22 protein-coding genes are annotated in these 24,259 nt (G+C 50.1%); 17 read left to right on the top strand and 5 right to left on the bottom strand.

Annotated features, from left to right (window positions below):
* Positions 1-198 precede the first annotated feature (198 nt).
* From RSA72_RS06665 to RSA72_RS06585, 17 genes are all read left to right on the top strand, one after another.
* Positions 199-1,221 carry a pilus assembly protein PilM gene (locus RSA72_RS06665; protein WP_443098324.1) on the top strand — a complete coding sequence of 341 codons (1,023 nt, stop codon included), beginning with the start codon at positions 199-201 and terminating at the stop codon, positions 1,219-1,221.
* Complete coding sequence (locus RSA72_RS06660) at positions 1,221-1,886, top strand: PilN domain-containing protein (RefSeq protein WP_332621421.1); 666 nt, start codon at positions 1,221-1,223, stop codon at positions 1,884-1,886. The genes RSA72_RS06665 and RSA72_RS06660 overlap by 1 nt, the downstream gene beginning before the upstream one ends.
* Positions 1,883-2,629 (top strand): type 4a pilus biogenesis protein PilO, encoded by a 747-nt coding sequence (locus RSA72_RS06655; RefSeq protein WP_332621422.1) that lies wholly within the window; start codon positions 1,883-1,885, stop codon positions 2,627-2,629. Before RSA72_RS06660 ends, RSA72_RS06655 begins: the two co-directional genes overlap by 4 nt.
* Complete coding sequence (locus RSA72_RS06650; protein ID WP_332621423.1) at positions 2,629-3,156, top strand: pilus assembly protein PilP; 528 nt, start codon at positions 2,629-2,631, stop codon at positions 3,154-3,156. Before RSA72_RS06655 ends, RSA72_RS06650 begins: the two co-directional genes overlap by 1 nt.
* 61 nt (positions 3,157-3,217) lie before the next feature.
* Complete coding sequence (gene pilQ / locus RSA72_RS06645) at positions 3,218-5,332, top strand: type IV pilus secretin PilQ (RefSeq protein ID WP_443098288.1); 2,115 nt, start codon at positions 3,218-3,220, stop codon at positions 5,330-5,332.
* A 36-nt stretch (positions 5,333-5,368) separates the two neighbouring features.
* The gene (gene aroK / locus RSA72_RS06640) at positions 5,369-5,914 is read left to right on the top strand and encodes a shikimate kinase AroK (RefSeq protein ID WP_332621425.1); all 546 of its coding nucleotides are present in this window, start codon (positions 5,369-5,371) and stop codon (positions 5,912-5,914) included.
* Positions 5,915-5,931: 17 nt separating this feature from the next.
* A complete protein-coding gene (aroB, locus tag RSA72_RS06635; RefSeq protein ID WP_332621426.1) occupies positions 5,932-7,011 on the top strand; it encodes a 3-dehydroquinate synthase in 1,080 nt (359 codons plus the stop codon).
* 44 nt (positions 7,012-7,055) lie between these two features.
* Positions 7,056-7,868 carry a hypothetical protein gene (locus tag RSA72_RS06630; RefSeq protein WP_332621461.1) on the top strand — a complete coding sequence of 271 codons (813 nt, stop codon included), beginning with the start codon at positions 7,056-7,058 and terminating at the stop codon, positions 7,866-7,868.
* A 450-nt stretch (positions 7,869-8,318) separates the two neighbouring features.
* The gene (gene gltB, locus RSA72_RS06625; protein WP_332632896.1) at positions 8,319-12,794 is read left to right on the top strand and encodes a glutamate synthase large subunit; all 4,476 of its coding nucleotides are present in this window, start codon (positions 8,319-8,321) and stop codon (positions 12,792-12,794) included.
* 72 nt (positions 12,795-12,866) lie between these two features.
* Positions 12,867-14,288 (top strand): FAD-dependent oxidoreductase, encoded by a 1,422-nt coding sequence (locus tag RSA72_RS06620; protein ID WP_332621430.1) that lies wholly within the window; start codon positions 12,867-12,869, stop codon positions 14,286-14,288.
* A gap of 158 nt (positions 14,289-14,446) precedes the next feature.
* Positions 14,447-15,331 carry a metal-dependent hydrolase gene (locus tag RSA72_RS06615; protein ID WP_332621431.1) on the top strand — a complete coding sequence of 295 codons (885 nt, stop codon included), beginning with the start codon at positions 14,447-14,449 and terminating at the stop codon, positions 15,329-15,331.
* Between the two features lie 124 nt (positions 15,332-15,455).
* Positions 15,456-16,046 (top strand): LemA family protein, encoded by a 591-nt coding sequence (locus RSA72_RS06610; RefSeq protein WP_332621432.1) that lies wholly within the window; start codon positions 15,456-15,458, stop codon positions 16,044-16,046.
* Between the two features lie 24 nt (positions 16,047-16,070).
* Positions 16,071-17,129, top strand: a complete 1,059-nt coding sequence (locus RSA72_RS06605) for a TPM domain-containing protein (RefSeq protein WP_443098287.1) — start codon at positions 16,071-16,073, stop codon at positions 17,127-17,129.
* Positions 17,123-17,683, top strand: coding sequence for a TPM domain-containing protein (locus RSA72_RS06600; protein WP_332621434.1), 561 nt, complete (start codon positions 17,123-17,125; stop codon positions 17,681-17,683). Before RSA72_RS06605 ends, RSA72_RS06600 begins: the two co-directional genes overlap by 7 nt.
* A gap of 212 nt (positions 17,684-17,895) precedes the next feature.
* Positions 17,896-18,390: a pilin gene (locus tag RSA72_RS06595; RefSeq protein ID WP_332621435.1), complete on the top strand. Its 495-nt coding sequence runs from the start codon at positions 17,896-17,898 to the stop codon at positions 18,388-18,390.
* A 66-nt stretch (positions 18,391-18,456) separates the two neighbouring features.
* The gene (gene tfpZ / locus RSA72_RS06590; protein ID WP_332621436.1) at positions 18,457-19,188 is read left to right on the top strand and encodes a TfpX/TfpZ family type IV pilin accessory protein; all 732 of its coding nucleotides are present in this window, start codon (positions 18,457-18,459) and stop codon (positions 19,186-19,188) included.
* A 124-nt stretch (positions 19,189-19,312) separates the two neighbouring features.
* Positions 19,313-19,780 carry a pilin gene (locus RSA72_RS06585; protein WP_332621440.1) on the top strand — a complete coding sequence of 156 codons (468 nt, stop codon included), beginning with the start codon at positions 19,313-19,315 and terminating at the stop codon, positions 19,778-19,780.
* A 339-nt stretch (positions 19,781-20,119) separates the two neighbouring features.
* On the opposite strand, the gene bfr is transcribed toward RSA72_RS06585, so the two are convergent.
* From bfr to rpoZ, 5 genes are all read right to left on the bottom strand, one after another.
* A complete protein-coding gene (gene bfr, locus RSA72_RS06580) occupies positions 20,120-20,584 on the bottom strand; it encodes a heteropolymeric bacterioferritin subunit Bfr (RefSeq protein WP_068912868.1) in 465 nt (154 codons plus the stop codon).
* Between the two features lie 245 nt (positions 20,585-20,829).
* Positions 20,830-21,024, bottom strand: coding sequence for a bacterioferritin-associated ferredoxin (locus tag RSA72_RS06575; protein ID WP_332621444.1), 195 nt, complete (start codon positions 21,022-21,024; stop codon positions 20,830-20,832).
* Between the two features lie 219 nt (positions 21,025-21,243).
* A complete protein-coding gene (locus RSA72_RS06570) occupies positions 21,244-21,627 on the bottom strand; it encodes a RidA family protein (RefSeq protein WP_332621446.1) in 384 nt (127 codons plus the stop codon).
* Positions 21,628-21,698: 71 nt separating this feature from the next.
* Entirely contained in the window at positions 21,699-23,804 is a 2,106-nt protein-coding gene (locus tag RSA72_RS06565) for a RelA/SpoT family protein (RefSeq protein WP_332621448.1), read from the bottom strand.
* Between the two features lie 220 nt (positions 23,805-24,024).
* Positions 24,025-24,259: DNA-directed RNA polymerase subunit omega (gene rpoZ, locus RSA72_RS06560; RefSeq protein ID WP_332621450.1), on the bottom strand; the 235-nt coding region annotated here is incomplete at its 5' end.

Below are 24,259 nucleotides of genomic sequence, written 5' to 3'. Positions count from 1 at the left end.
ACAAGTAAGTTTTAATAAGAGCTAATGGCAAACTAATTAGCGGTCAGTATATCCTTAAGACGTGCAGATTGTTATCAGATATTGTATCTGCACAAAATTATAGACCGGCTCTGATTAGTGGGTTAATTTTATTGGGGATAAAAAAATAATAGGAATTATATAGTGTTCAGTTTCCATCGTAAGCCAAATAAGGGGTTAATGGGAGTAGACATCAGTTCAACTTCTGTTAAAGTTTTGGAACTTTCTGTAAAAAGCGGGCGGTATTGGGTCGAAAGCTATGCTTTGGTGCCTTTGCCGGAAGGAAGCGTTGTTGAAAAAAACATATTAAATCCTGAAGCAGTCGGCGATTCGCTTGAGCGCGCGATTAACTTAGCCAACACGCAGACTTCAAACGCCGCGCTTGCTGTGCCTACTTCAATGGTGATTACTAAAGTCATTGAAATGGATGCAGATATGACCAGCGATGAGCGTGAAGTCCAGATCCGCATGGATGCTGAGCAGTATATTCCTTTCCCGCTGGACGAGGCGAGCCTGGATTTTGAAGTTCTTCCAGACCGCTTATCCAATCCCGGCCGCGTCAATGTCCTGCTGGTTGCTACGCGCATTGAAAATGTCGAAGCGCGCGCAGAAGTGCTGGAATTGGCTGGCCTGACCCCTAAAATTGCGGATGTGGAAAGCTTCGCTTTAGAAAATGCCTTCAAGGTGTTTTCAGACACCTTGCCGATGGGGGTGAAAACGGTCGGCATTCTGGACATCGGCCACAGCATGACCACGCTTTCCGTCATGCAGAACAATAAAGTGATTTATACCCGCGAGCAGGTTTTTGGCGGCAAGCAGCTGACCCAGGAAATTCAGAACCGCTACGGCCTGTCTTTTGAGGAAGCCGGGCGCGCGAAAAAAAGCCGCGCCCTGCCGGACGACTATGATATTGAAGTGCTTGAGCCCTTTCTGGAAGCGGTGGTGCAGCAGGCTGCCCGTTCGCTGCAGTTCTTCTTTTCATCATCCCAATTCAATGAAATTGATCATATTCTGCTGGCGGGCGGCAATGCCAATATTCCCGGCCTGGCCAAGCTGCTGCAGCAGAAGCTCGGATACCGCGTCACTATTGCCAATCCATTTCTGCAGATGGGTTTTTCACCTCAAATTGATATTAAAAAAATTGAAAATGACGCTTCATCGCTCTTGGCGGCTTGCGGCTTGGCATTGAGGAGTTTTGATTAATGGCAAAAATTAACCTGCTCCCTTGGCGTGATGAGCTGAGGGAGAAACGGAAAAAAGAATTCATCGCAATCTGCATCGGGGCTTTTTTTATCGGGGTTCTCGGGGTCGGCTTAACCTGGCTGTTTTTTGACAACAAGCTGCAAGATCAGGAACAGGCCAATCAGCTGATCGTCAGCACCAATCAGAATTTGGATGTGCAGCTGAAATCATTGGAAGGCCTGCAGGAGCAGCGCAATGCGATTATAGAACGCATGAAGCTGATTCAGGGCCTGCAGGGCCAGCGCCCTGTTGCCGTACATCTGCTTGATGAGCTGGTCCGCGTCACGCCAAGCAATATGTACATCACTAAATTCAGCCGTTTAGGCGATAAATTTACGCTGGAAGGCAAGGCTGAGAGTCCGAATACCGTTGCCGAGCTGCTACGCAGTCTTGAGGCATCGCCTTGGTACCGCAATGCATTCATGAATTCATTCCTGGTGGCGGAAGAGAAAAAGGATCAGGCGCCAAGCTCGGTGGTTCCGCGGGTTGAAGAGGGCTATGGCGTTTTTGTTGTTACAGCGGATTTAGACGCGATTGCTGAGCCGGAATTAACAGGCCAAGCGGACGCTAAGGCTGCTGCTCCAGCAGAAAAAACAGCAACTTCTGCAGCGGAGGCGGCGAAATGAGTTACGACGAATTTGAAGGCTTAAATAAAGAAGCCGCAGCGCTGCCAAAGAAAAAAATGACTTTGGATAAATTCCTGCAGCAGTTCAATACTTTAGATACCAACAATTACGGCAGCTGGCCTTTGTCGGTTAAATTCACCTGCTGGATTTTCATCGTTCTTCTGGTGCTGCTGCTGGGCTACTTTGCAGTCATTAAGGGCGCGATGGATTCGATTTCCAACGCCAATGCGCAGGAACAGAATTTATTAAATGAATTCAGGGAAAAAGACTCAAAGCTCCGCAATCTGCAGCAGTACCAGATGCAGCTGCAGGAGATGGAAGCCCGCTTCAATCAGCAGCTGGAGCAATTGCCTAAGGAGACTGAAATTCCAGGACTGGTGGAAGATATTAACGTAACAGGCGTGAATTCAGGCCTGAAATTTAAGAATATCCGCCTGGAAAATGAAGTGAAGCAGGAATTCTTTATTGAGCAGCCGATCGCGATTGAGGCAACAGGCGATTATCATTCCTTTGGCGCTTTTGTCAGCGGCATTGCTGGATTGTCGCGTATTGTGACTTTGCACGACTTTGAAATCACCGCATCAGAAAACCAAGAGAAAAAAACCGATATTCCTAAAGTTGACTACAGCCTGAAGGCGAAAACCTACCGCTATGTCGGAAATGCTGAAAATTCCGATGGCGCAGCGCCGGCAGCGTCAGGAGATCAGGCCACAGCAGCTGCCCCGGCAGGAGGAGCAAACTGATGAAAATGCAAAAAATTTCTATGTTTGTGATGCTTGGGCTGGCTTTGGCGGGCTGTGAATCGCGCATTGATGCCGTGAATCAGGAAATGGCGAATATCCGCAACCAGCAGCCAATCCCGATTGAGCCTGCGCCGGATTTTGTCCCGGCAGAAACATTTATTTATGCAGCGCAGCAGCTGAAAAGCCCATTCCTGCCAAACTCCTTGGCGACGGAACTGAAAATCATGGCGGGCAAGCGCGTTTATCCGAATCTCAGCCGCCAGCTTCAGCCGCTGGAAAGCTATGCGCTTGAAAGCTTGAATATGAAAGGCAGCCTGCGCAGTCAGGCCGGCAATGTTCTGGCGCTGATCCAGACGCCGGATGGGCAGATTGAACGGGTTCAGCTCGGCAGCTATATGGGGCTCAATCACGGCCGGATTGTAAAAATTACACCGACGCAAATTGATGTGGTTGAGATTATTCCAGATGGGCGGGAAGGCTATGTTGAGCGTCCTAGAAGCCTTATATTGATTGGACCGGCACCTTAAGCTTAAAGGAATAAAAATGAGAAATAGTGTGAAAGATTTTATTTTTGGGGATGGCAATACAATGAATCCAGTGTTTCGTCAGTTTGCAATGGGTGCGGTCGCCATGGCTGTTATGCAGGCGGCCAGCGCTCAGGTCAGCATGACAGGCATCGTGCCGATGCAGATCCCTGGCCAGGGTACTGAAATCCGGGTGATGTTTAATGGCCTGCCGCCGCAGCCGCAGGCGTATCAGCTGGAGCAGCCGTCCCGCTTAATTTTGGATTTCGATAAAGCGCAGCAGAGCATCAAGCAAAGCTCAATCCCTGTTGCGACAAATGAAGCCAGCTCCGTTGAAGTTGCGTCAGATGCGCAGCGTTCGCGCTTAACGGTCAATTTAGCTGATGCCGGCGCATTTACAACCCGCGTTGAGGGCAATACTTTTATCCTGAAAATTAATGCCGCTTCAGCTGCTGAAGCTGCGCAGCCTGCAGTGCAAAGACAGGCGCAAGGAATTTCCAATATCGGCTTTCAGCGCGGTTCAAATGGCGAAGGCCAGATTGTTGTGGACTTGCTGGGCGGAAATACCCCTGTTGATGTGCAGCAGCAGGGCAGCAAAATCGTGATCCGCACTTTAGGTAATAAGGTGCCGGCGCATTTAGCCCGCCGCCTGAATGTCAATGACTTTGCTACGCCGGTTTCCACCATTGATGCGCAGAATGACGGCAGCAATGGCGTCATTACGGTTCAGTCTTCCGGCAGCTATGAATATATGGCATATCAGACCGATAATAAGCTGACGGTCAGCCTGAAGCGTCCGGAAGATAAAAACCCGCTGCGCCCGAAAGCATCCAATAACTATACGGGTAAAAAGATTTCTTTAGATTTTCAGGATATTGAAGTGCGCCGCGTGCTGCAGCTGCTGGCGGATTTTACCGAAATCAATATGGTAGCAGCCGACTCCGTGCAGGGCAATATTACCCTGCGCTTAAAGGATGTGCCTTGGGATCAGGCCTTGGACATTGTGCTGAAGACCAAAAATCTGGATAAGCGCCGCAATGGCAGCGTGATTTGGATCGCGCCGGTTGCTGAACTGATCAAAGCTGAAGATGAAGAAGCCAAAGCAATTGCGCAAAGCATTAAGCTGGCTCCGATACAAACGGAGTATATTGAATTAAGCTATGCCAAAGCGGCGGATGTTTTAAAGCTGCTGGAAGATTCCCGGGACAGTAAAGGGGCTGCGTCAAACCGGACTGCGAATTCAGATTCGCTTGCGCTGGAAAGCTTATTGAGTTCGCGGGGCAGCGCTGTTGCGGATGTGCGCACCAATACTTTAATTATCAATGATACTGCGCAGAATATTGATAAAGTCCGCAAAATGATTGACCTGCTGGATGTTTCAGTAAAGCAGGTTATGGTGGAGGCGCGGATTGTGCGGGCAAGCACGGATTTCACCAAAGAAATGGGGGTGAAATGGGGAATATTGTCACAAGGGGTCACCAATAATAATAGCCTGCTGGTTGGCGGCAGTGATACAACTCTTTGGAATTTAAGAACTCCTGATGATGATGGAAAATATACAATCGAACGGCCAAGTAATCTTAATGTTGATTTAGGAGTTATTTCCCCTGGTGCTAGTAAGATAGCCTTTGGTTTAATCAGCCTATCAGACTTTATGCTGGACCTGGAGCTTTCCGCTTTGCAGGCAGATGGCTATGGTGAGGTGATTTCGACTCCGAAAGTATTAACTGCAGATAAGCAGAAAGCTAAAGTAGAGTCGGGTTTTCAGGTTCCTTATCAATCATCTGAAGGCGGTGGCGCGAATGCAGTTTCGAAAACAGAGTTTAAAGATGTTGTATTGAGTCTGGATGTCACGCCAAGTATAACTCCAGAAGGCAAAGTGCAAATGAATCTTGATATCTCAAGTGACAGTATTGCAGGAGTGACAGCTCAGGGTGAATTTTATTTTAATAAGAATAAAATCAACACAAATATTTTAGTTAATAATGGAGAAACTGTAGTTCTTGGTGGGATTTTTGAGCAGGAAACACAGAATAAGCAGACTAAAGTGCCTTTCTTAGGTGATATACCTTACTTGGGGCGCTTATTCCGTAAAGATTACAAATTGGATAATAAGCGGGAGCTGCTGATTTTTGTTACACCGCGAATTGTTAATGACAGTGCTTCTGGAAATCATTAATATATTTTGAATTTAACAGAATAAATAGGTGACTCCTTGCCAAGCAAAGAGTTTGAAGCCCTGCCCAATATTTATTTGGTGGGGCCGATGGGGGCTGGAAAAACAACAGTTGGGCGGCACTTGGCGGAATTGCTGGGCCGTGATTTTGTTGACAGCGACCATGAAATTGAGCGCAAGACTGGCGCAACAATTCCGTGGATTTTTGAAAAAGAAGGCGAGCAGGGATTCCGCAGCCGGGAAACGGTTGTGATTGATGAGCTGACTGCGCGGACGCGGATGGTGATAGCGACTGGCGGCGGCGCAGTGACTCAAGCCCCTAACCGGGCGTTCTTAAAACAGCGGGGCATTGTTGTTTATCTTTATACTCCGGTCGAAATACAGCTGCAGCGCACCTGCCGCGATAAAAACCGCCCGTTACTTCAAGTTGAAAATCCGGAAAAAAAGCTGAAAGACCTTTTGAAAATCCGCGATCCGCTTTACCGGGAAGTCGCGGATTATGTTATTGAAACCAATCAGGGGGCTGCCCGCGATTTGGCGCAGAAGATCCTCAATTTAATTATCGCTCAAAATCAACCTAAGTGAACAAGCGGGTTAAACTCATGCAAACCTTACATGTTGAACTCGGTGAACGCCGTTATCCTATTTTCATTGGCAGCGGCCTTGATCCGCAGGCGCTTTTAGCGCCTTATATTCACGGCAAGCAAGTGATGATTGTGACCAATGCAACGGTTGCGCCGCTGTATTTGGCGCATTATGAAGGCGCGGTGCGGGCATTGGGTAAGGCAGTTTCGGTTTGCGTTCTGCCTGACGGCGAAAAGTATAAAGATATAGCGCATCTGAATTTAATCTTTGATGCGCTGCTGGAAGCGGGGTTTAACCGCGACTGTACGGTTTTAGCTTTAGGCGGCGGCGTGATTGGCGATATGGCCGGTTTTGCATCGGCATGCTTCCAGCGCGGCGTGTATTTTATTCAAGTACCTACAACGTTGCTGTCTCAGGTCGATTCCAGCGTGGGCGGCAAGACCGGGATCAACCATCCTTTGGGCAAAAACATGATCGGCGCTTTTCAGCAGCCTCAGGCGGTTCTGGCGGATATGGCGCAGCTGAAGACGCTGCCGGAGCGCGAATTGTCAGCAGGCTTGGCAGAGGTCATTAAATATGCGCTGTTAGGCGATATTGAATTTCTGGCCTGGCTTGAAGAGAATATAGACGGCCTAGTTGCCCGTGACCCGGAGCTTCTGGCGGAAGCGGTTTACCGTTCATGCGCGCATAAGGCGCGGATTGTGGCAAATGATGAAAAAGAGCAGGGCGAGCGCGCATTGCTGAATTTAGGCCATACCTTTGGCCATGCGGTTGAATCCTATTTAGGCTACGGCGCATGGCTGCACGGCGAAGCGGTTGCGGTCGGCATGGTCATGGCTGCGGATTTATCGCGCCGCATGGGCTGGATCTCCGCGGAGGATTTTGAGCGTACAAAAAAAATCATTCTGCGCGGCCAATTGCCGGTAATATGCCCTAAAATTCCGCTGGATCAATTTTTGGCATATATGTCGCACGATAAAAAAGTGCTGAATGGCCAGCTGCGCCTGGTGCTGCTGAAGCAGCTGGGCCAGGCGGCAATTACCCGGGAATTTGATGCGGAATTGATGAAGCAGGCAATTCTGGCGAATCAGCAGTAATTTAGAAGGAACAGACAGTGGCTTTGCGTACACATTGGCAGCGGATGCAGAATTATATTTGGCTTGCGTTCGGCGGCGCCTGCCTGTTTTTTGCGCTGGTGTTCTGGGCTATCACCGATACGGATGAGCTGGTTGAAGTGGAAAAAAAGGCTGAAACGGAAGTTGAGCTGCAGATTCAGCCTGAAAAAGTGGCAGCAATGAACCATCTTGGTGCGTTATTTGATGAAGTTAAGCCGCTGGAGATGACCACGCGGGTGGTGACGGCGGCCCAGCATGAAGCGGAATTCCGCGGCACCAAGTTTGTCAATGAGCAGAAAAATGCTTACGCTATTGAGCTGTTCCGGGTAACGGATGAAGCCATTCTGAAAAACTTCCTGAAAAAGCAGCCGGAGCGCAAGGGCTTTACCTATTTGCGTTTATCGGGCGAGGGCCACCCTGAGCAGTATGTGCTGCTTTACGGGATCTACCGCAATGCCGCCGGTGCAGAAAGCGCGCTGACGGACTTAAAGCTGGGCTTGCCGGCCTCAGTAAAGCCCGCTGCGGCTGAAATCGGGAAGTATCAGCCTTTAGTCAATGATTTGGGTACAGATGAGCTGAGCGCAAGCAGCCAGCTGCATGAAGTGAAATTGAAAACAGCGCCATTGCCTAAAATAGATGAGGCGCAAGCGGCGGCGCTGCAGGCTCAGGTTAAGGCCAAAGCGCAGCAGAAGGCTGCTGAGCCAAAAGCCGCGACAACCACCACCACCGTGACGCAGCGTGATGCGGACGGCAATGTGGTGAATGTGCAGCGCTCGCAGAGTTCTGCAGAGCATCCTAAAGCGCCTGTGCAGCAGGAAGTTGCAGACCCGTTTAATTGACGGGTTCTAAAATAGCGCATCTGCTGATGCTTAAAATATAAAAATGCGCTTTTGTAGTGCAATAATGGCTAAAAATAAAACATATTTCACGGTTCATTACATTAAACCTGTTTTAAATCAGCTGTCTTAATCTATCTTGCATCAAGTTGGCATGTTATTTGCTTTATTGGTGCGTGAATTGAATTGCTCTCCCTATTTTGGCGCGAAAATGATTCGATGAGTGTGCGAAGCAGTCGAGCTGACCTACTGACCTGAACTGATGAATCAGCAAATTATGTCCCGATGTTCATGCATAAATGATAAATTCAGTTTATCTTAAGTGCGTGAAGAAGAAATAATTTTGCTCAGCATAACAATTCATGTGAGCGGATTAAGGCTAAATCGCAAAGAAGAAATTAGATTGTTAGTGGCTCGAAAGAGCAGTGTAAAAAAGAAGGGTACGCTATGCACATGCCATCGCCTAATACTGCAGCTCCCGCTCAAGGTTTATACCAACCGGATGAGTTTAAAGACAACTGTGGTTTCGGCCTGATCGCCCATATGCAGGGTGATGCAAGCCATGACCTCCTCAAGACCGCCATTCACAGCTTAAGCTGTATGACGCACCGCGGCGGCATTGCCGCTGACGGCAAGACCGGGGACGGATGCGGCCTGCTTTTGGCTATGCCGAAGCAGTTTTTCCGCGAAGAAGCTAAGAAAATCAGCGACATTACGCTAAGTGAAGTCTTTGCTGTCGGGACTGTTTTCCTTAATCTGGATCCGGCTCTTGCAGCGCACTCAAAACAAATTTTAAGCAGGGAAATTGAATCTGAAGGCTGCAAAGTCCTTGGCTGGCGCGTTGTGCCGACCAATAATGGCGCCTTGGGTTCTATCGCAATGCAGTCGCTGCCTGCATTTGAGCAGATTATTGTCAATTGCCCGATGGGCGTGACCGAGGCGGAGTTCAACCGCAAGCTGGTCATGGCGCGCCGCCGCGCGGAACAGCAGCTGAGCGCTGACCCGTACTTCTATGTCACCACGCTGTGCTCAACTGTAATCAGCTACAAGGGTCTGATGATGCCTGCATATATTGCAGACTTCTATACTGACTTGGCCGATGAGCGCTTGGCGTCGCATATTGTGGTGTTCCATCAGCGCTTCTCAACCAATACGCTGCCGCGCTGGCCTTTGGCGCAGCCGTTCCGCTATCTTGCGCACAATGGCGAAATCAATACCATTACAGCCAACCGCAACTGGGCGATGGCGCGCACGCCGAAATTTGAAACCCCGTTGCTGCCGGGCATTACTGAGCTGAATCCGATTGTCAACCGCACCGGTTCAGACTCATCCAGCTTAGACAATATGCTGGAACTGCTGGTGGGCGGCGGCATGGATCTGTTCCGCGCGCTGCGCATGCTGGTGCCGCCAGCTTGGCAGAACGTAGAAACGCTGGATGCCGACTTGCGCGCATTCTATGAATTCAACTCGAAGCATATGGAAGCCTGGGATGGCCCTGCCGGCTTGGTAATTCAGGATGGCCGCCACGCGATCTGCATGCTTGACCGCAACGGCCTGCGTCCAGCGCGCTGGGTCATCACCAAGAACGGCTACATTACCCTGGCGTCAGAAATTGGCGTATGGGGCTATGAGCCTGAAGATGTAGTGTCCAAAGGCCGTGTCGGCCCGGGCCAGATTCTGGTGATTGACACCTTTACCGGCAAGATGCTGGACACCAATGATGTCAGCAATCATCTGAAGCGCATGCGCCCTTACCGTGAATGGCTGCGTGAAAATTCAGTGCGCGTTCAGGGCAGCCCTGAGCTTGAGGAATACTTGTGCGATCAGGGTCTGAAAGGCGATGACCTGAAAGCGGCGCAGAAAATGTTCCTGGTGACGTTTGAAGAGCGCGATCAGCTACTGCGCCCAATCGCGGAAAGCGGCCAGGAAGCCGTCGGCTCCATGGGCGATGATACCCCGATGGCGGTGCTGTCGCGCCAAGTGCGCCATGTGTCGGATTACTTCCGCCAGCAGTTTGCGCAGGTCACCAACCCGCCGATCGACCCATTGCGTGAATCGATTGTGATGTCTTTGGAAACCTGTTTCGGCCGCGAGCAGAATGTCTTTGAGCAAAGCCCGGAACATGCGGACCGCCTGATTGTTTCTAGCCCAGTGCTGTCCAATTCCAAGATGCATCAGATCCGCACCATCGGCCGCAAAGGCTATGAGATTGCCGATATTGACCTGAACTATGCTGAAGCTGAAGGCCTGGAAGCAGCCATCGTGCGCATCTGTGAAGAAGCGGCGCAAGCCATCCGCAGCGGCAAAACCCTGCTGGTGCTGTCGGACAGGAAAATCCGCGAAGGCTATCTGCCGGCCAATGCCTTGATGGCGACTGGCGCAGTGCACCATCATTTGATTAATGCCGGCCTGCGCACCGATGCCAACATTATTGTGGAAACCGGCTTGGCGCGCGATGCGCATCAATTTGCTGTGATTCTGGGCTTTGGCGCCACCGCGATTTACCCGTACCTGGCTTATGACGTGATCAATGACTTGATTGCCAAAGGCGAACTGCTGGGCGATCCAGTCCATGCGCAAGCCAACTTCCGCAAAGGCATTGAAAAAGGCCTGCTGAAAGTGCTTTCCAAGATGGGTATTTCCACGGTTGCGTCTTACCGCGGCGGCCAGCTGTTTGAAGCGGTGGGCCTGTCCGATGAAGTGGTGGGCAAATGCTTTACCGGCGTGCCAAGCCGCATTAAGGGCGCAACTTTTGCTGACCTTGAAAATGACCTGAAAAAACTGGCCGATCTGGCGTGGAAAAACCGCAAGCCGATCGATCAGGGCGGCCTGCTGAAATTCGTCTTCGGCAAGGAATACCATGCATTTAACCCGGATGTGATCAACTCGCTGCATAAGGCGGTGCGCTCCGGCAATTATGCGGACTTTAAAGAATATGCGGAATTGGTGAATAACCGCCCAATCGCGACGATCCGCGATTTATTCAAGCTGAAAACTGATAATTCAATCGACCTGGAGCAGGTTGAGTCGGTTGAGGAAATCCTGCCGCGCTTTGACTCCGCCGGCATGTCTTTGGGCGCATTGTCGCCTGAGGCGCATGAAGCGATTGCGATTGCGATGAACACGATTGGCGGGCGCTCAAACTCCGGCGAGGGCGGTGAAGATCCGGCGCGTTACGGCACCATCCGCAACTCGAAAATCAAGCAGATTGCATCGGGCCGTTTTGGCGTGACCCCTGCATATTTAACCTCAGCAGAAGTGCTGCAGATTAAAGTGGCGCAGGGCGCCAAACCGGGCGAAGGCGGCCAGCTGCCGGGCGGCAAAGTGAATGGCTTAATTGCGCGCTTGCGCTACTCGGTGCCGGGCGTCACCCTGATTTCGCCGCCGCCGCATCATGACATCTATTCGATTGAAGATTTATCGCAGCTGATTTTTGACCTGAAGCAGGTCAACCCGCAGGCGATGGTGTCGGTTAAGCTGGTTTCAGAACCGGGTGTCGGCACGATTGCGGCCGGTGTGGCGAAAGCCTACGCTGACTTCATTACCATTTCCGGCTATGATGGCGGCACAGCGGCTTCTCCGCTTTCCTCCATTCACCATGCCGGTTCGCCTTGGGAGCTGGGCCTGTCTGAAGCGCATCAGGCGCTGCGCGTGAATGACCTGCGCGGCAAAGTGCGCGTGCAGACCGACGGCGGCTTGAAAACCGGCCTGGATGTGGTGAAAGCGGCCATTCTGGGCGCGGAAAGCTTCGGCTTCGGCTCCACGCCAATGATCGCATTGGGCTGCAAATACCTGCGTATCTGCCATTTGAACAACTGCGCGACCGGTGTTGCGACGCAGCAGGATCATTTGCGCCAGGAGCATTACATCGGCGAGCCGGAAATGCTGATCAACTTCTTCCACTTTATTGCGGAAGAAACCCGTGAATGGCTGGCAGCATTGGGCGTATCCAGCCTGAAAGACCTGATTGGCCGCACCGATTTGCTGGAGGTTCTGCCGGGCGAAACTGAAAAGCATGCGCATCTGGATCTCAGCGCGCTGCTGGAATCGCATCCTGCGGCGGACGGCAAAGCGCAGTACTGCCAGGTTCAAGGCAATGCGCCTTTCGATAAAGGCCTGCTGGCTGAGCAGATGGTGGCGGAAATGCTGCCTGCGATTGAAGCGGGCGCCAGCGGTGAATACAGCTTTAAGATCGGCAACTGCGACCGTTCTATCGGCGCGCGCATTTCCGGTGAAATTGCCAAGCGTTACGGCAACCTGAGCATGGAAGCGCATCCGGTTAAAGTGAACTTGAACGGCACTGCCGGCCAGTCGCTGGGCGTATGGAACGCGGGCGGCCTGCATATCAGCCTGGAAGGCGATGCCAACGACTATGTCGGCAAAGGCATGGCTGGCGGCCGCATCTCAATCTTCCCGCCTAAAGGTTCGCCTTTCCAGACGCAGAATACCGCAATCATCGGCAATACCTGCCTGTATGGCGCAACCGGCGGCAAATTATTCGCTGCCGGCACGGCGGGCGAGCGCTTTGCGGTGCGCAACTCCGGCGCATTTGCGGTGATTGAAGGCGCAGGCGACCACTGCTGTGAATATATGACTGGCGGCATTGTGACCGTTCTTGGTAAAGTGGGCCACAACTTCGGCGCGGGCATGACCGGCGGTTTTGCTTATGTTCTTGATTTGGATAATGACTTTGTAGATCATTACAACCATGAACTGATCGAGCTGAACCGGATTTCTACAGAAGCGATGGAAGAACACAAAGAGTTCCTGTGCCGCATCTTGGATGAGCATATTAAAGAAACAGGTAGTGCTTGGGCGTATAAGATCCGCCATGAGTTTGATTTCTACGGCCGCAAGTTCTGGCTGGTGAAGCCGAAGGCTGCCAATTTGCAGACTTTGCTGAAAACAACTCAAGCTGATCCACAATAATTCCACTACTGCAGAAACATAGGCAGGCGCGGGCAGAGCAGAAAATGCCTGCGCCTACCCACGGAGAGAGACATGGCAGAACGCCTAAACAATGACTTTCAATTCCTGGATGTAGCACGCCAAGATCCAGAGAAAAAAGATATTACTGTCCGCAAAGCAGAGTTTGTGGAAATCTACAAGCCATTTACAGCGGAAATCGCTGCCAATCAGACCCACCGCTGTTTGGGCTGCGGCAACCCGTACTGTGAATGGAAATGCCCGGTGCATAACTATATTCCGAACTGGCTGAAACTGATTGCTGAAGGCCGCATTTTCCAGGCTGCGGAACTTTGCCATCAAACCAATACCCTGCCGGAAGTCTGCGGCCGCGTTTGCCCGCAGGACCGCTTATGTGAAGGCGCCTGCACCCTGAATGACGGCTTTGGCGCAGTGACCATTGGCAATGCGGAAAAATACATCAACGACACCGCCTTTGCTTTGGGCTGGCGTCCGGATATGTCTGCGGTGAAATGGACCGATAAAAAGGTTGCAATTATCGGCGCCGGCCCGGCCGGCCTGGGCTGTGCGGATATTCTGGTGCGCAACGGGGTTAAGCCGGTGGTATTTGACAAGCGCCCTGAAATTGGCGGCCTGCTGACCTTCGGCATTCCTGAATTTAAAATGGAAAAAGACGTGATGAAGCGCCGCCGTGAAATTTTCACCGGCATGGGCATTGAATTCCGCTTGAATACTGAAATCGGCGCAGATGTCACCATCGAGCAATTGCTGGCGGAATACGATGCCGTGTTCATGGGGATGGGCACCTACACCTACATGAAAGGCGGTTTCCCGGGTGAAGATCTGGACGGCGTCTATGACGCTTTGGACTTCTTAATCGCCAACGTCAACCGCTGCCAAGGCTGGGAGAAAGACCCAAGCGAATACATCAGTGTCGATGGCAAAAAAGTTGTTGTTCTCGGCGGCGGCGATACCGCGATGGACTGCAACCGCACTTCATTGCGCCAGGGCGCGCGGGAAGTGACTTGCGCATACCGCCGTGATCAGAACAATATGCCGGGTTCTGCGCGTGAAGTAAAAAATGCCTATGAAGAAGGGGTGAATTTCCTCTTTAACCGCCAGCCAATCGAAATTGTCGGTGAAAACGGCAAGGTGACCGGGGTTAAATTTGTCACCACGCAATTGAGCGAGCCAGACAGCCGCGGCCGCCGCAGCCCGGAGCCGATTCCGGGTTCAGAAGAAATTCTGCCGGCGGATGCGGTGCTTCTGGCCTTCGGTTTCCGCACCAGTCCAGCAGACTGGTTTGCAGGCGCAAATATTGGCCTGGATGGTTCGGGCCGCGTTGTGGCTGCTGAACAGCAGGAATTCAAGTTCCAGACTTCAAACCCGAAAATCTTTGCCGGCGGCGATATGGTGCGCGGTTCTGATTTGGTGGTGACGGCCATTTGGGAAGGCCGTCAGGCGGCTGAGGGTATTCTGGATTATTTGGATCTCTGATCTGGATTTCAAGCCTTAACTAAAAACCCGCTTCGGCGGGTTTTTTTAATGGAGTTTTTTTTGAGCTTTTCCGCTAATCCGGCAAGCGCTTCCGCCATATCCTAAGCCGGAACCCAGCCGCATACTGAGCATCTGTATTTTAATTCAGGAATACGCAGATGACTGACGCGGCGGCAGAAAAAGCATATCTCAAACGTCCCGGCGCTATCGGCATCAGCGTGCGCCGGCTGCAGTTCAACCCCAAGGCGATCCGGCGTCATTATTTTGCGGATTCGCCGCTGCTGTCGCATTTTTTTACTGCATTATCCTCCACCTTTCCTATCGGCGAGCAGTTTTTTGTGCACAGCGTGCGCAACGTGCGCGCTCAGGTGAAAGATGAAAAACTGCAGGCGCAAATCGCGGCCTTTATCGGCCAGGAAGCCATGCATTCCAAAGCGCATGCAGAATTTAATGCGGCTTGGCGGCGCGGTGACTACAATTTAGACCGCTTTCAGGCATGGCTGGCGCGCAAAGACCGCTATGTGAAAAGCCTGCCTCCTGAAATTCAGCTGGCCATTACCTGCGCCTTTGAGCATTTCACCGCGCTGCTGGGCGGCTATATCCTGCGCCATCCGGATGCGCTGCGCGCCCAGGATCATGAGGCGGCCAAGCTCTGGATCTGGCACGCGATTGAAGAAATTGAGCACCGCGCGGTCGCATTTGATGTCTATCAGGCGGTGTATGGCGATGATCAGATCCGCCGGCGGATGATGCGCCGCGTTACCACCGGCTTTGCCAGCCTCGCGCTGTATTCGGCTGCCAGACTATTCATGCAGGATAGGCGCAACAGCCTGCCGAAAATCGGCGGCAATCTTTTTGGCGGTTATTTTCTGGCAAAGATGCTGATTCAGCTGATGCCTGAATATCTGGCCTATTATAAAAATGGATTTCACCCGGCTGAAATTGATTACGGCAAAATTGTGCAGTACTGGAAAGAACGGCTGGCGGAGGATTATCAGCTTGAAAGCTTTCAGCAGGAGCTGGGGCCTGCGCCAGGCAGCTGAAGCTGAGCATTTGGGGCTAATCCAATGAAAAGCCATTAAAAAAAAGAAACAGCATCTGCAGGAAATAGCGCTAGAATGGAGGAATACTCAAACAAATACAAATAAATATTCGAGGAACAGGCAGATGAACCTGATAAAAAACAGTGCATTGGCCATTGCATTGGCTGGCGCGCTGACATTGAGCGGCTGCGGCTACAACACGCTGCAAGTCAAAGATGAAGCGGTGACGGCGGCTTGGTCTGAGGTGCAGAACCAGTATCAGCGCCGCGCTGATTTGGTGCCGAACTTAGTCAATGTCGTGAAAGGATATGCTAAGCATGAGGAGCAGGTGCTGACGGAAGTGACGCAGGCCCGCGCCAATGTTGCCGGCTTGAAGGTCGATAAGCAGGTGCTGGAAGATCCGGCCCTATTCCAGAAATATCAGGAAGCGCAGGCGCAGATGAGCAGCGCTTTATCGCGTCTGATTGCTGTTTCTGAAAATTATCCGGATTTAAAAGCCAATGAGCAGTTTAAGGATCTGCAGGTGCAGCTGGAAGGCACCGAGAACCGGATTGCGGTCGCGCGCAACCGTTATATCGCTACAGTTCAGGACTTTAATTCCTACGCGCGCCAGTTCCCGCAGGTGATGACGGCGAAAGTGATTGGCATGGACACCAAGCCGAACTTCAGCGCCGAACCGGGCGCGCAGAATGCGCCGAAGGTTTCATTTGACTGATTGATCCCATCATGAGGAATGCTGATGCTTGATGGATTGAAGCTGCGCAACAGGGCAATGGGGCTGCAATTTATCTTTGCAGCCTGCCTGCTGAGCCTAAGCATGGCTGTCTGGAGTGAAACTGCGGCCGCGGATGAGGCAGCTGAAACTGCCGTGGCTGGGAAAATCATTCAGGCGCAGCAAAATAAAACTGCGGAGCCTCTGCCAGCCAATCCAGCTGCGGGCAATTCACCGCCTGACACCGCCGGCGATATGGCAGACGGGGAGTCCATCCGCGCTTTGCCGACGCTGAATGAGCCGGTTATTGATCAGGACAATTTGCTGTCGGCTGCGGAAAAGCAGGCGGTCAGCCGGAAAATTCTGCAGCTGCATGACTCCGGCAAAGCGCAGGTGGGCATCATTATTGTCCCAACGACAGGGCAGGAAGATATCTTCGGCTTTGCCATGCGGGCTGCCGAGCAGTGGCAGCTGGGCTCGGCCAAGCGGGACAATGGCCTGCTGATGGCGGTTGCGGTCAATGACCGCCGCATGCAGATTTTATCCGGTTACGGCCTGGAAGGCGTGCTGCCGGATATTGTGCTCAGCCGGATCATCCGCAATCAGATCACGCCGTATTTTAAGCAGAATCAGTATGCGCAAGGTATTCAGTCCGGGCTGGATGAAATTGAAAAAATCCTGAATATGGATCCTGAAGTGGCTACTCAAGCAGCGCAGGAGCTGAAGCAGCGCCAGGAGCAGGCGCTGCAGGAGCAGCAGGCCAAAGAAAAAACATTCACTGCAGCGCTGCTTATCCTGATTGCAGGGATTGTCGGCTCATATATTGTCGGCAGGCGCTTGAGCGCAGCCGCCGCAGCGGCTGCCGGCACCGCTGCTGGATTGGTTAATGGCGCCGGCCTGCTCACCAGCCTGCTGATCGGCGGCGGGATCTTCTTTTTATTAATTACGGCGCTCGCGCAACTCATTTTTCAGGCGGTCTTATCTGGCGGAGGCCGAGGTGGCGGTTCGGGAGGCGGATTTGGCGGAGGAGGATACCGCGGCGGAGGCGGCGGATTTGGCGGAGGAGGCGCATCAGGCTCATGGTAACAAAATCAGAAACAACAGCGATTGTCACGCAGCCGAAAACTGCAGCAGTGAGCCGGCCCAGCTTCAAGCGCTGGTTCAGGCACTTCATGCATATGCCGGCAGCCAAGCGCTATTTCAATAAGCAGGATCAGCATGCCATAGCGCATGCTGTCGAGCAGGCGGAACAGGGCCATATTGGCGAAATTCAGGTGGTGATAGAAGGCCATATTCCTGCGCATCAGGCCTATTATCAGGATGTGCGGGGGCGTGCGGAGCAGCTGTTTGCGGAACTGGGTGTCTGGGATACTGAATTGAACAGCGGCGTGCTGCTGTATTTGAACCTATGCGAGCGCAAGGTTGAAATTGTCATTGACCGGGGCATCAAGCAAGCCACGCAGCCGCAGGTTTGGGACAGCATCTGTTTAATTATGATTGAACAGATGAAGCAGCAGCAGTATCGGCAGGCGATGGTGCAGGGGGTGTTTGAAATTGGAAAAGCGCTGGCTGATTTCTACCAGCATGCAGTTCCGGATCAGAAAAATGAGCTGTCTAACGCGCCGATTATGTCAGAATGAGTGTAAATATTGGAAAAATAGTGACACTAATCGTCACTTTTGCACACATAAAACAACAAAAAAGCTATAAAAATAAAAATATTTTTTTAAAGTGCTGTTTTTTTTGATAATTTACTTATAATCATTCTTGGCATGAATAGTGCTTTTTATAAAACAAGCTAACATGCTTTTTTAAGCTTAATAATTAAATATAAACATTTGTGGAGAATGTTATGAACGCTCAAAAGGGTTTTACTCTTATTGAATTAATGATCGTTGTTGCGATTATCGGTATTTTAGCTGCAGTAGCACTTCCTGCTTACCAAGACTATACGGCTCGTGCAAAAATGTCTGAAGTGGTTTTGGCTGCTACTACATGTAAAAATACGATCTCTGAAGCTGCTGATTCAGGTTTAAAAGCTGCTGTTGCTATTAACGGTTGGGGTTGTGGGGAAGCTATCGCAGCGGGAGGGACAGGAACACCTATCGAGAGCAAGTACGTAAAAGAGTTAACAACGACTGCTGCTGGTGCTATTTCGGTTGAAGCTCGAAATATTAAAGCTAATGACCCAGATGGTAAAAAAATTACTTTAACGCCATATGCTGATGCTGCAGGGACAACAGCAATGACTGCTGCAGACTATGTAACAGGTACAAATAAACCAATTAAAACTTGGTTATGTACTTATGATGGCGATAAAAAATACGTCCCAGCATCTTGCCGTTAATCGTTCATTTGCTATAAAAACAGTCTTCGGGCTGTTTTTTTTATGTTTTTTATAGGTATTTTTACTATGACTCTTGGTTTTAAAGACAAATTTAAAGCAGCGAGCCTACATTTACTCATTAGCTGTGTTTTGGCATTTTTCTGTTTTATTGTAGTTTTTTTTGTACTCTATCCTAGTTCATTAGCCCAAGCCACGGGAGTGAGTGCATTATTTCTTATTATGTTAGGTGTGGATGTAGTATTAGGGCCAATGCTGACGTTCATTGTCTATAAAAAATATAAGAAAACCTTGAAAATGGATTTGCTAGTCATTGCAATTATTCAGTTAAGTGCCTTGCTGTATGGGGGGTATGCTATGCATCAAGGTCGTCCTGTTTGGATAGCCTATACAGCAGATCGCTTCGAGCTTGTTCGGGCTAATGAAATTGTTGAAGAAAGTCAGGATTATCCAGTCTCTCTTTTTATACCCCAATATATTTTTGTAGACACTCAGCCAAAAACGGCAAAAGAACAAATTAGTATGATGTTGGAGGAAGTTCAATCTAATATTAGCCCCGCTCAACAGCCTAAATATTATCGCCCTTTTTCTCAGGCAAAATTTGATATTCAAACCAAATCAAAAGAATTGGAAGATTTAAATCACTACAATACAGCTATTGCAGTTGAGCAAGTTTTGAAAAAATATCCTGAAGCTACAGCATGGCTGCCTTTGAAGGCTAGTGCTATGGATATGGTGGTTTTAGTAAATAAACAGCAAGGTAAAGTGATAAAAATTGTCAATTTACGCCCATGGCAATAACTAAATTAACAATAGGTGGTGTGGATAGCTTTGAATTTTTTTATTGTGTTGATTTTTAACATTAATTTTCTTGGCATGACTTTTGCTTTTATGCTTGTAAGCATGGAGTATAAAGGAACAATTCATGAAAGGATTTACACTTATTGAGTTGTTAATTGTTGTTGCTATTATTGGAATTTTAAGTGCGGTGGCTCTACCTACTTATTTTAGTTATACTATTCGAGCCAATATATCTGAAGTTATTTTAGCAATGGCGGTGTGTAAAAACTCAATTACAGAAGCATCACAAACAGGGTTTTCTACAGTACCAACAACAGGAGTTGTGTTTTCTTGTCATGCATCTTCACATAAAGTTGCTGCTTTAAGTGCAGATAAAAATGGCGTGATTAGTATTCAAACCCAAAATATCCCCCATCTTGGAACTAAAAAAAATTTAGAGCTTGTGCCTTATAGTGATGCGGCAGCAGTTGCACCTACAATTGCAACAGATTTTGTTGTTGGGGCGAATAAGGAAATTCGAACATGGAAATGTCGGCCAAAACAAGATGCTACAGGCATAGATATTCGCTATTTGCCGACAAGTTGTCGCTGATATGCAGAAAACTGGCGGTATTGGGGAAAATTAATGTGAGTTAATTGTACTCGCACAGAAATGAATCATAGTGGCAAAATTTGAATCCGTTTTGTCACTGCGCATAGCATACGTTTGAATTTTTTCAATTTTCAAAAGTAATTCTCGATCAAATTTCGCCATTTATATATACAGAGACTAAATAGGCGCTGAATTTTATGGTTAGCTTTTGGTGTGGAATGGCAGTCTTTGCACCTCTCGATCATTAGGTTTCTTCAGAAGCCAATCTGCATCAAAAGCCTTAGATTTAGTCAAATCAAAAAACGCCAGTTATCTGGCGTTTTTATATGGCTGAATGGCTTAAATCCGGCTCTGAATATAATTCTCAATCCCCACAGTCTCAGCTAAATCTAGTTGAGTTGTAGTCCAGTCCAAATATTCTTCTTCTTTTTCTAAAATTTCCTGAACTAAATCGCGGGTCACATAATCCAGCGTCTGTTCAGCCAAAGCCACAGCTTTTTGAATAGCGTCTATGTTTTCTTTGACTTTGCGCACATCGCAATTCAGAACCTCAAGCGTGTGCTGGCCAATATACAGCTTGCCCAAATGCTGCAGGTTCGGCAGGCCCTCTAAAAATAAAATGCGCTCAATGATTTTATCCGCATGCTTCATTTGGCGGATTGATTCCTTGTATTCCGCTGAACCCAGCTGCTCAATGCCCCAGTCATTAAACATGCGCGAATGCAGGAAATACTGGTTAATTGCAGTTAAATGATGATAAAGCACCTGATTTAACTGATTGATTACATCGCGATTGCCTTTCATTGACTTGCTCCATCAGACACTTTGCCTTAAAAGCTTAAGGCAATCAAAACTGTATTGGAATAATCTTAAACAAGATCAGTGCCGATGGCGAGTAATTTATTGAACAGCAAATGAAAATCGCAATCAAAACCATAGCTTTACAAGGCGCTTATAGCGCTGCAAGAGGGCGGGAAAATAAAAAACTGTTGGAGCGGGAAAGAGGGAGTGATCATCAGATCATCGGATTTATCATTATGATTATGCGGTTAGGCTGCGACCGCCAGGCGCGCGGCGGTTTGAGAAATTTCATCGCTGATGATTGCCCGCGCTTCCGGCGCGCAGCGCCCGCAGCAGGTGCCTAGGTCAAGCATGTCGCGCACTTCGCGGTAGCTCTCCGCGCCATTGGCAACAGCATCTTTAATGTCTTGATCGGTAATACCGCGGCACAGGCAAACGTACATGGATATACAGCCACAATGATTAAATACGATAAGTAATATTATTGATAATTGTTATCGTTTGTCAATAAAAATCATTTTAAAAAGCCATCAGCGTGATTGAGATTTTGAATAAAAAAACACCGCCTGAGCGGAAATTCGAGTGTTGCTCGGATTTCTGCGCAAGGGCGGTTCATAATTTATAGTTGAAAAATAAAGTTAAAACTTTATTTATTGTCTAACTTATTGATTAATAATGACGATGCCGTCCATTTCGACCAGCGCGCCTTTAGGCAGGCTGGCGACGCCCAGCGCAGCGCGGGCAGGATAAGGCTGCGCAAAGTATTCGCCCATAATCTGGTTGACCAGCTGGAAGTGCGAAAGGTCGGTCAGGAAAATATTCAGCTTGGCGATGTCCGCCAGGGTGCCGCCGGCCGCTTCGCAGACCGCTTTTAAATTATCAAAAACACGCCGGATCTGCGCTTCAATGCCTTCCACCAGTTCCATGCTGTACGGGTCTAAGCCAATTTGGCCCGAAAGATACAGGGTATTGCCAGCGAGGATGGCCTGGGAATACGTGCCGATCGCAGCGGGCGCATTTTCAGTATGGATGACTTGGCGGGACATTGATTTCTCCTTATATTCTCTTCAGATATCATAACCGATCGGCAGGCGTTGCGCCTGCTTAATCGGAATAATCAACTGGCTATAGGGGTTTCGGCAGCGTTCAGGGGCTGCGCAAGGCGGGTGACGCGCGGAAAGCCGAAATGCATGCGCAGGTTGCGGATAACCTCGGCAATCTGCTTGCGGTCATGCACCACAATATTGACATAGGTTTTGTCCTCGTACGCGCGCACTGATTCCACGCCGACCTTTTCCTTGCGGCACTGGTAAATCAGCTCAGAAATCTGCTCGTCATTCATATGGATGTTGATGCTGAGATAGGCGCTGAAGCTGATATCGTCAATATCTTCCGGGCTCCACAGCAGCGGCATGATATTTTCAGGATGCAGGTGCTGCTCATGCAGCAGGTTGCGGCAACGGGTGCGGTGCACGATCAAGCCGCGCCGCGATAAATGGCCCTGAATCTGGTCGCCCAGCACAGGATTGCAGCAGTGCGCATACTTGACGTCAATGCCTTCCGTGCCTTGAATCAGGCGGTCAGAATCCGCCGGCTGCTGCGGCGCATCCTGCGCGAATAGGTGGTTGGCTACCAGCTGAGGCAGCAAATCGCCGACGGCAATCTGCTCATACAGGCGGTCCGGGCTCTCCAGATGGCGCCATTCCAGCAGATTTTCCCAGTCGGCAGCGGTCAGGTCTTTCACCGAGCGGTTGAACAGCTTCAGCGCCCTGTTCAGCGCCTGCTGGCCCACCAGGCGCTGCTCGTCAATGTCCTGATCGCGCAGGATGTTCTGCAGCGCGCGCCGGGCTTTCTGGGTGTTGATGAAGCTGAGCCAGTCCGGATTCGGCGTGGCTAAGACATCGGTAATGATTTCGATGACCTGCCCGCTTTGCAGCGGGGTGGACAGCGGCTTGGTTTCGCCGTTGATTTTTGCGCCGACGGCATGGTTGCCGAGGAACAGGCTGGCGGAATAGGCAAAGTCCACAGCGGTTGCGCCCTGCGGCAGTTCGTGCAGGTGGCCGTGCGGAGTATAGACCCAGATTTTTTCCTGATGCAGGTAATCCAGCAGCTCATTGAAGGTGGTTTTGGCGCATTCGCCGTCAACCAGCACATTCAGATTCTGCATGGAGGCCTGAATGGCGGAGCGGCAGGCCTGCGGCGCATTTTCGCCCAGCACCACGCCAAAGCGGGCGGCCTTGCGCATCAGTTCAGTCTGGATGGTCAGCGACAGCGTGGTTTCTTCGCCTTTCAGGCGCATCATTAAGGATTGGTTGCCGCCCGGCAGCGGCCGGCGGATGTGGTCTTCATAATGCAGCACTTGAAAGCTGCTGCGCAGAATGTCCGCCAGCCGGTCGCAGTCGGCAATGCTTTGCAGAATGATTTCAAAAGCGTGGCTGTGGGTCAGTTCCTGCAGGTCAATATCGTTTTTCACAAAGTGCCGGAGCAGTTCAATATTGTTGTTTTTCTTTTTAATCCGGCCGGCAATGCGGTGCTCCTGCAGCAGGGCGGCCAGATTGTTTTCCCATTTGGTCTGATATTCGCAGCGTTTGGGCTTGGTCTGCAGCAGGGCATCCTGAACGTTGTTGTACATGTCCAGGTCAAGATTTTGATAGCACAGATGCTCAAGGTTGTCAGCCATTTCATTCATGCCGACCAGGCGCGCCATCGGCACAAAAATTTCAAAGGTTTCTTTGGCGATGCGGGCGCGCTTGTCCGGGCGCAAAGCATCCAGAGTGGTCATGTTGTGATAGCGGTCGGCCAGCTTGATGATAATCACCCGCGGATCCTGCAGGGTGGCCTGCAGGATTTTGCGGAAGGAGGCGGCCTTGTTGTATTCCTTGTCGCTGGAGTGGCTCAGCTTGGTGACGCCGTCCACCAGTTCGGCTACGGTTTTGCCGAATTTTCCGGCGATATCATCTTTGTTGAAATCAGTGTCTTCAATCACATCATGCAGCAGCGCAGCCATCAGTGTTTCGGCGTCCAGGCGCATATGCGCCAGAATGCAGCTGACCGCAATTGGATGCAGGATATAGGGTTCTCCGCTTTTGCGGGTGACGCCGTCATGCGCCGCATCGGCATAGCCGCAAGCTTCGAGCACGCGATCGGCCTCGCTCTCTGAAAGATAAGCGCCGATAATCATTTTGAGCTGCTGCTTGGCTTGACTGACCTCTGGGCCTGGCATAGATAGAACACCTTTTACTGCTGAGTTTTGCAAATGAAATAGCTAGTCCTTTAATGAAATGCATATCGCATAGCTTGTCAATTTTTTCGCTTAAAAAAACTGAAAAAATTGGAAAGAAAAACCATTTTTAGACTTACTTTATAACTGTTCTGGCTTAAATATAAAAGCCGGGCAATAAAAAAAGCCTAGTTTTAAACTAGGCTTTTTCTGGCGGCTAAGCTTACTGGAAAGAAAAGCCGTCTAAATTCAAGTTATTTGCAGAAAGCGCAAGATCCAGGCTGGAAGCTTGGTAGTCCTGATCACGCTGTTTTAAAATCTCTTTAGACACATGGCCTTCAGCAATTTCACGCAGCGCAACAACTGTAGGCTTGTCGTTATCCCACTCTACAGTCGGCTCAATGCCTTGACGTGCCAATTGACGCGCGCGCTTGCTTGCCACTAGTACAAGCTCAAAG

The organism is Acinetobacter sp. (genome assembly GCF_036659555.1).
GTDB lineage: Bacteria > Pseudomonadota > Gammaproteobacteria > Pseudomonadales > Moraxellaceae > Acinetobacter.
This window is presented reverse-complemented; position numbering and strand designations above follow the sequence as displayed.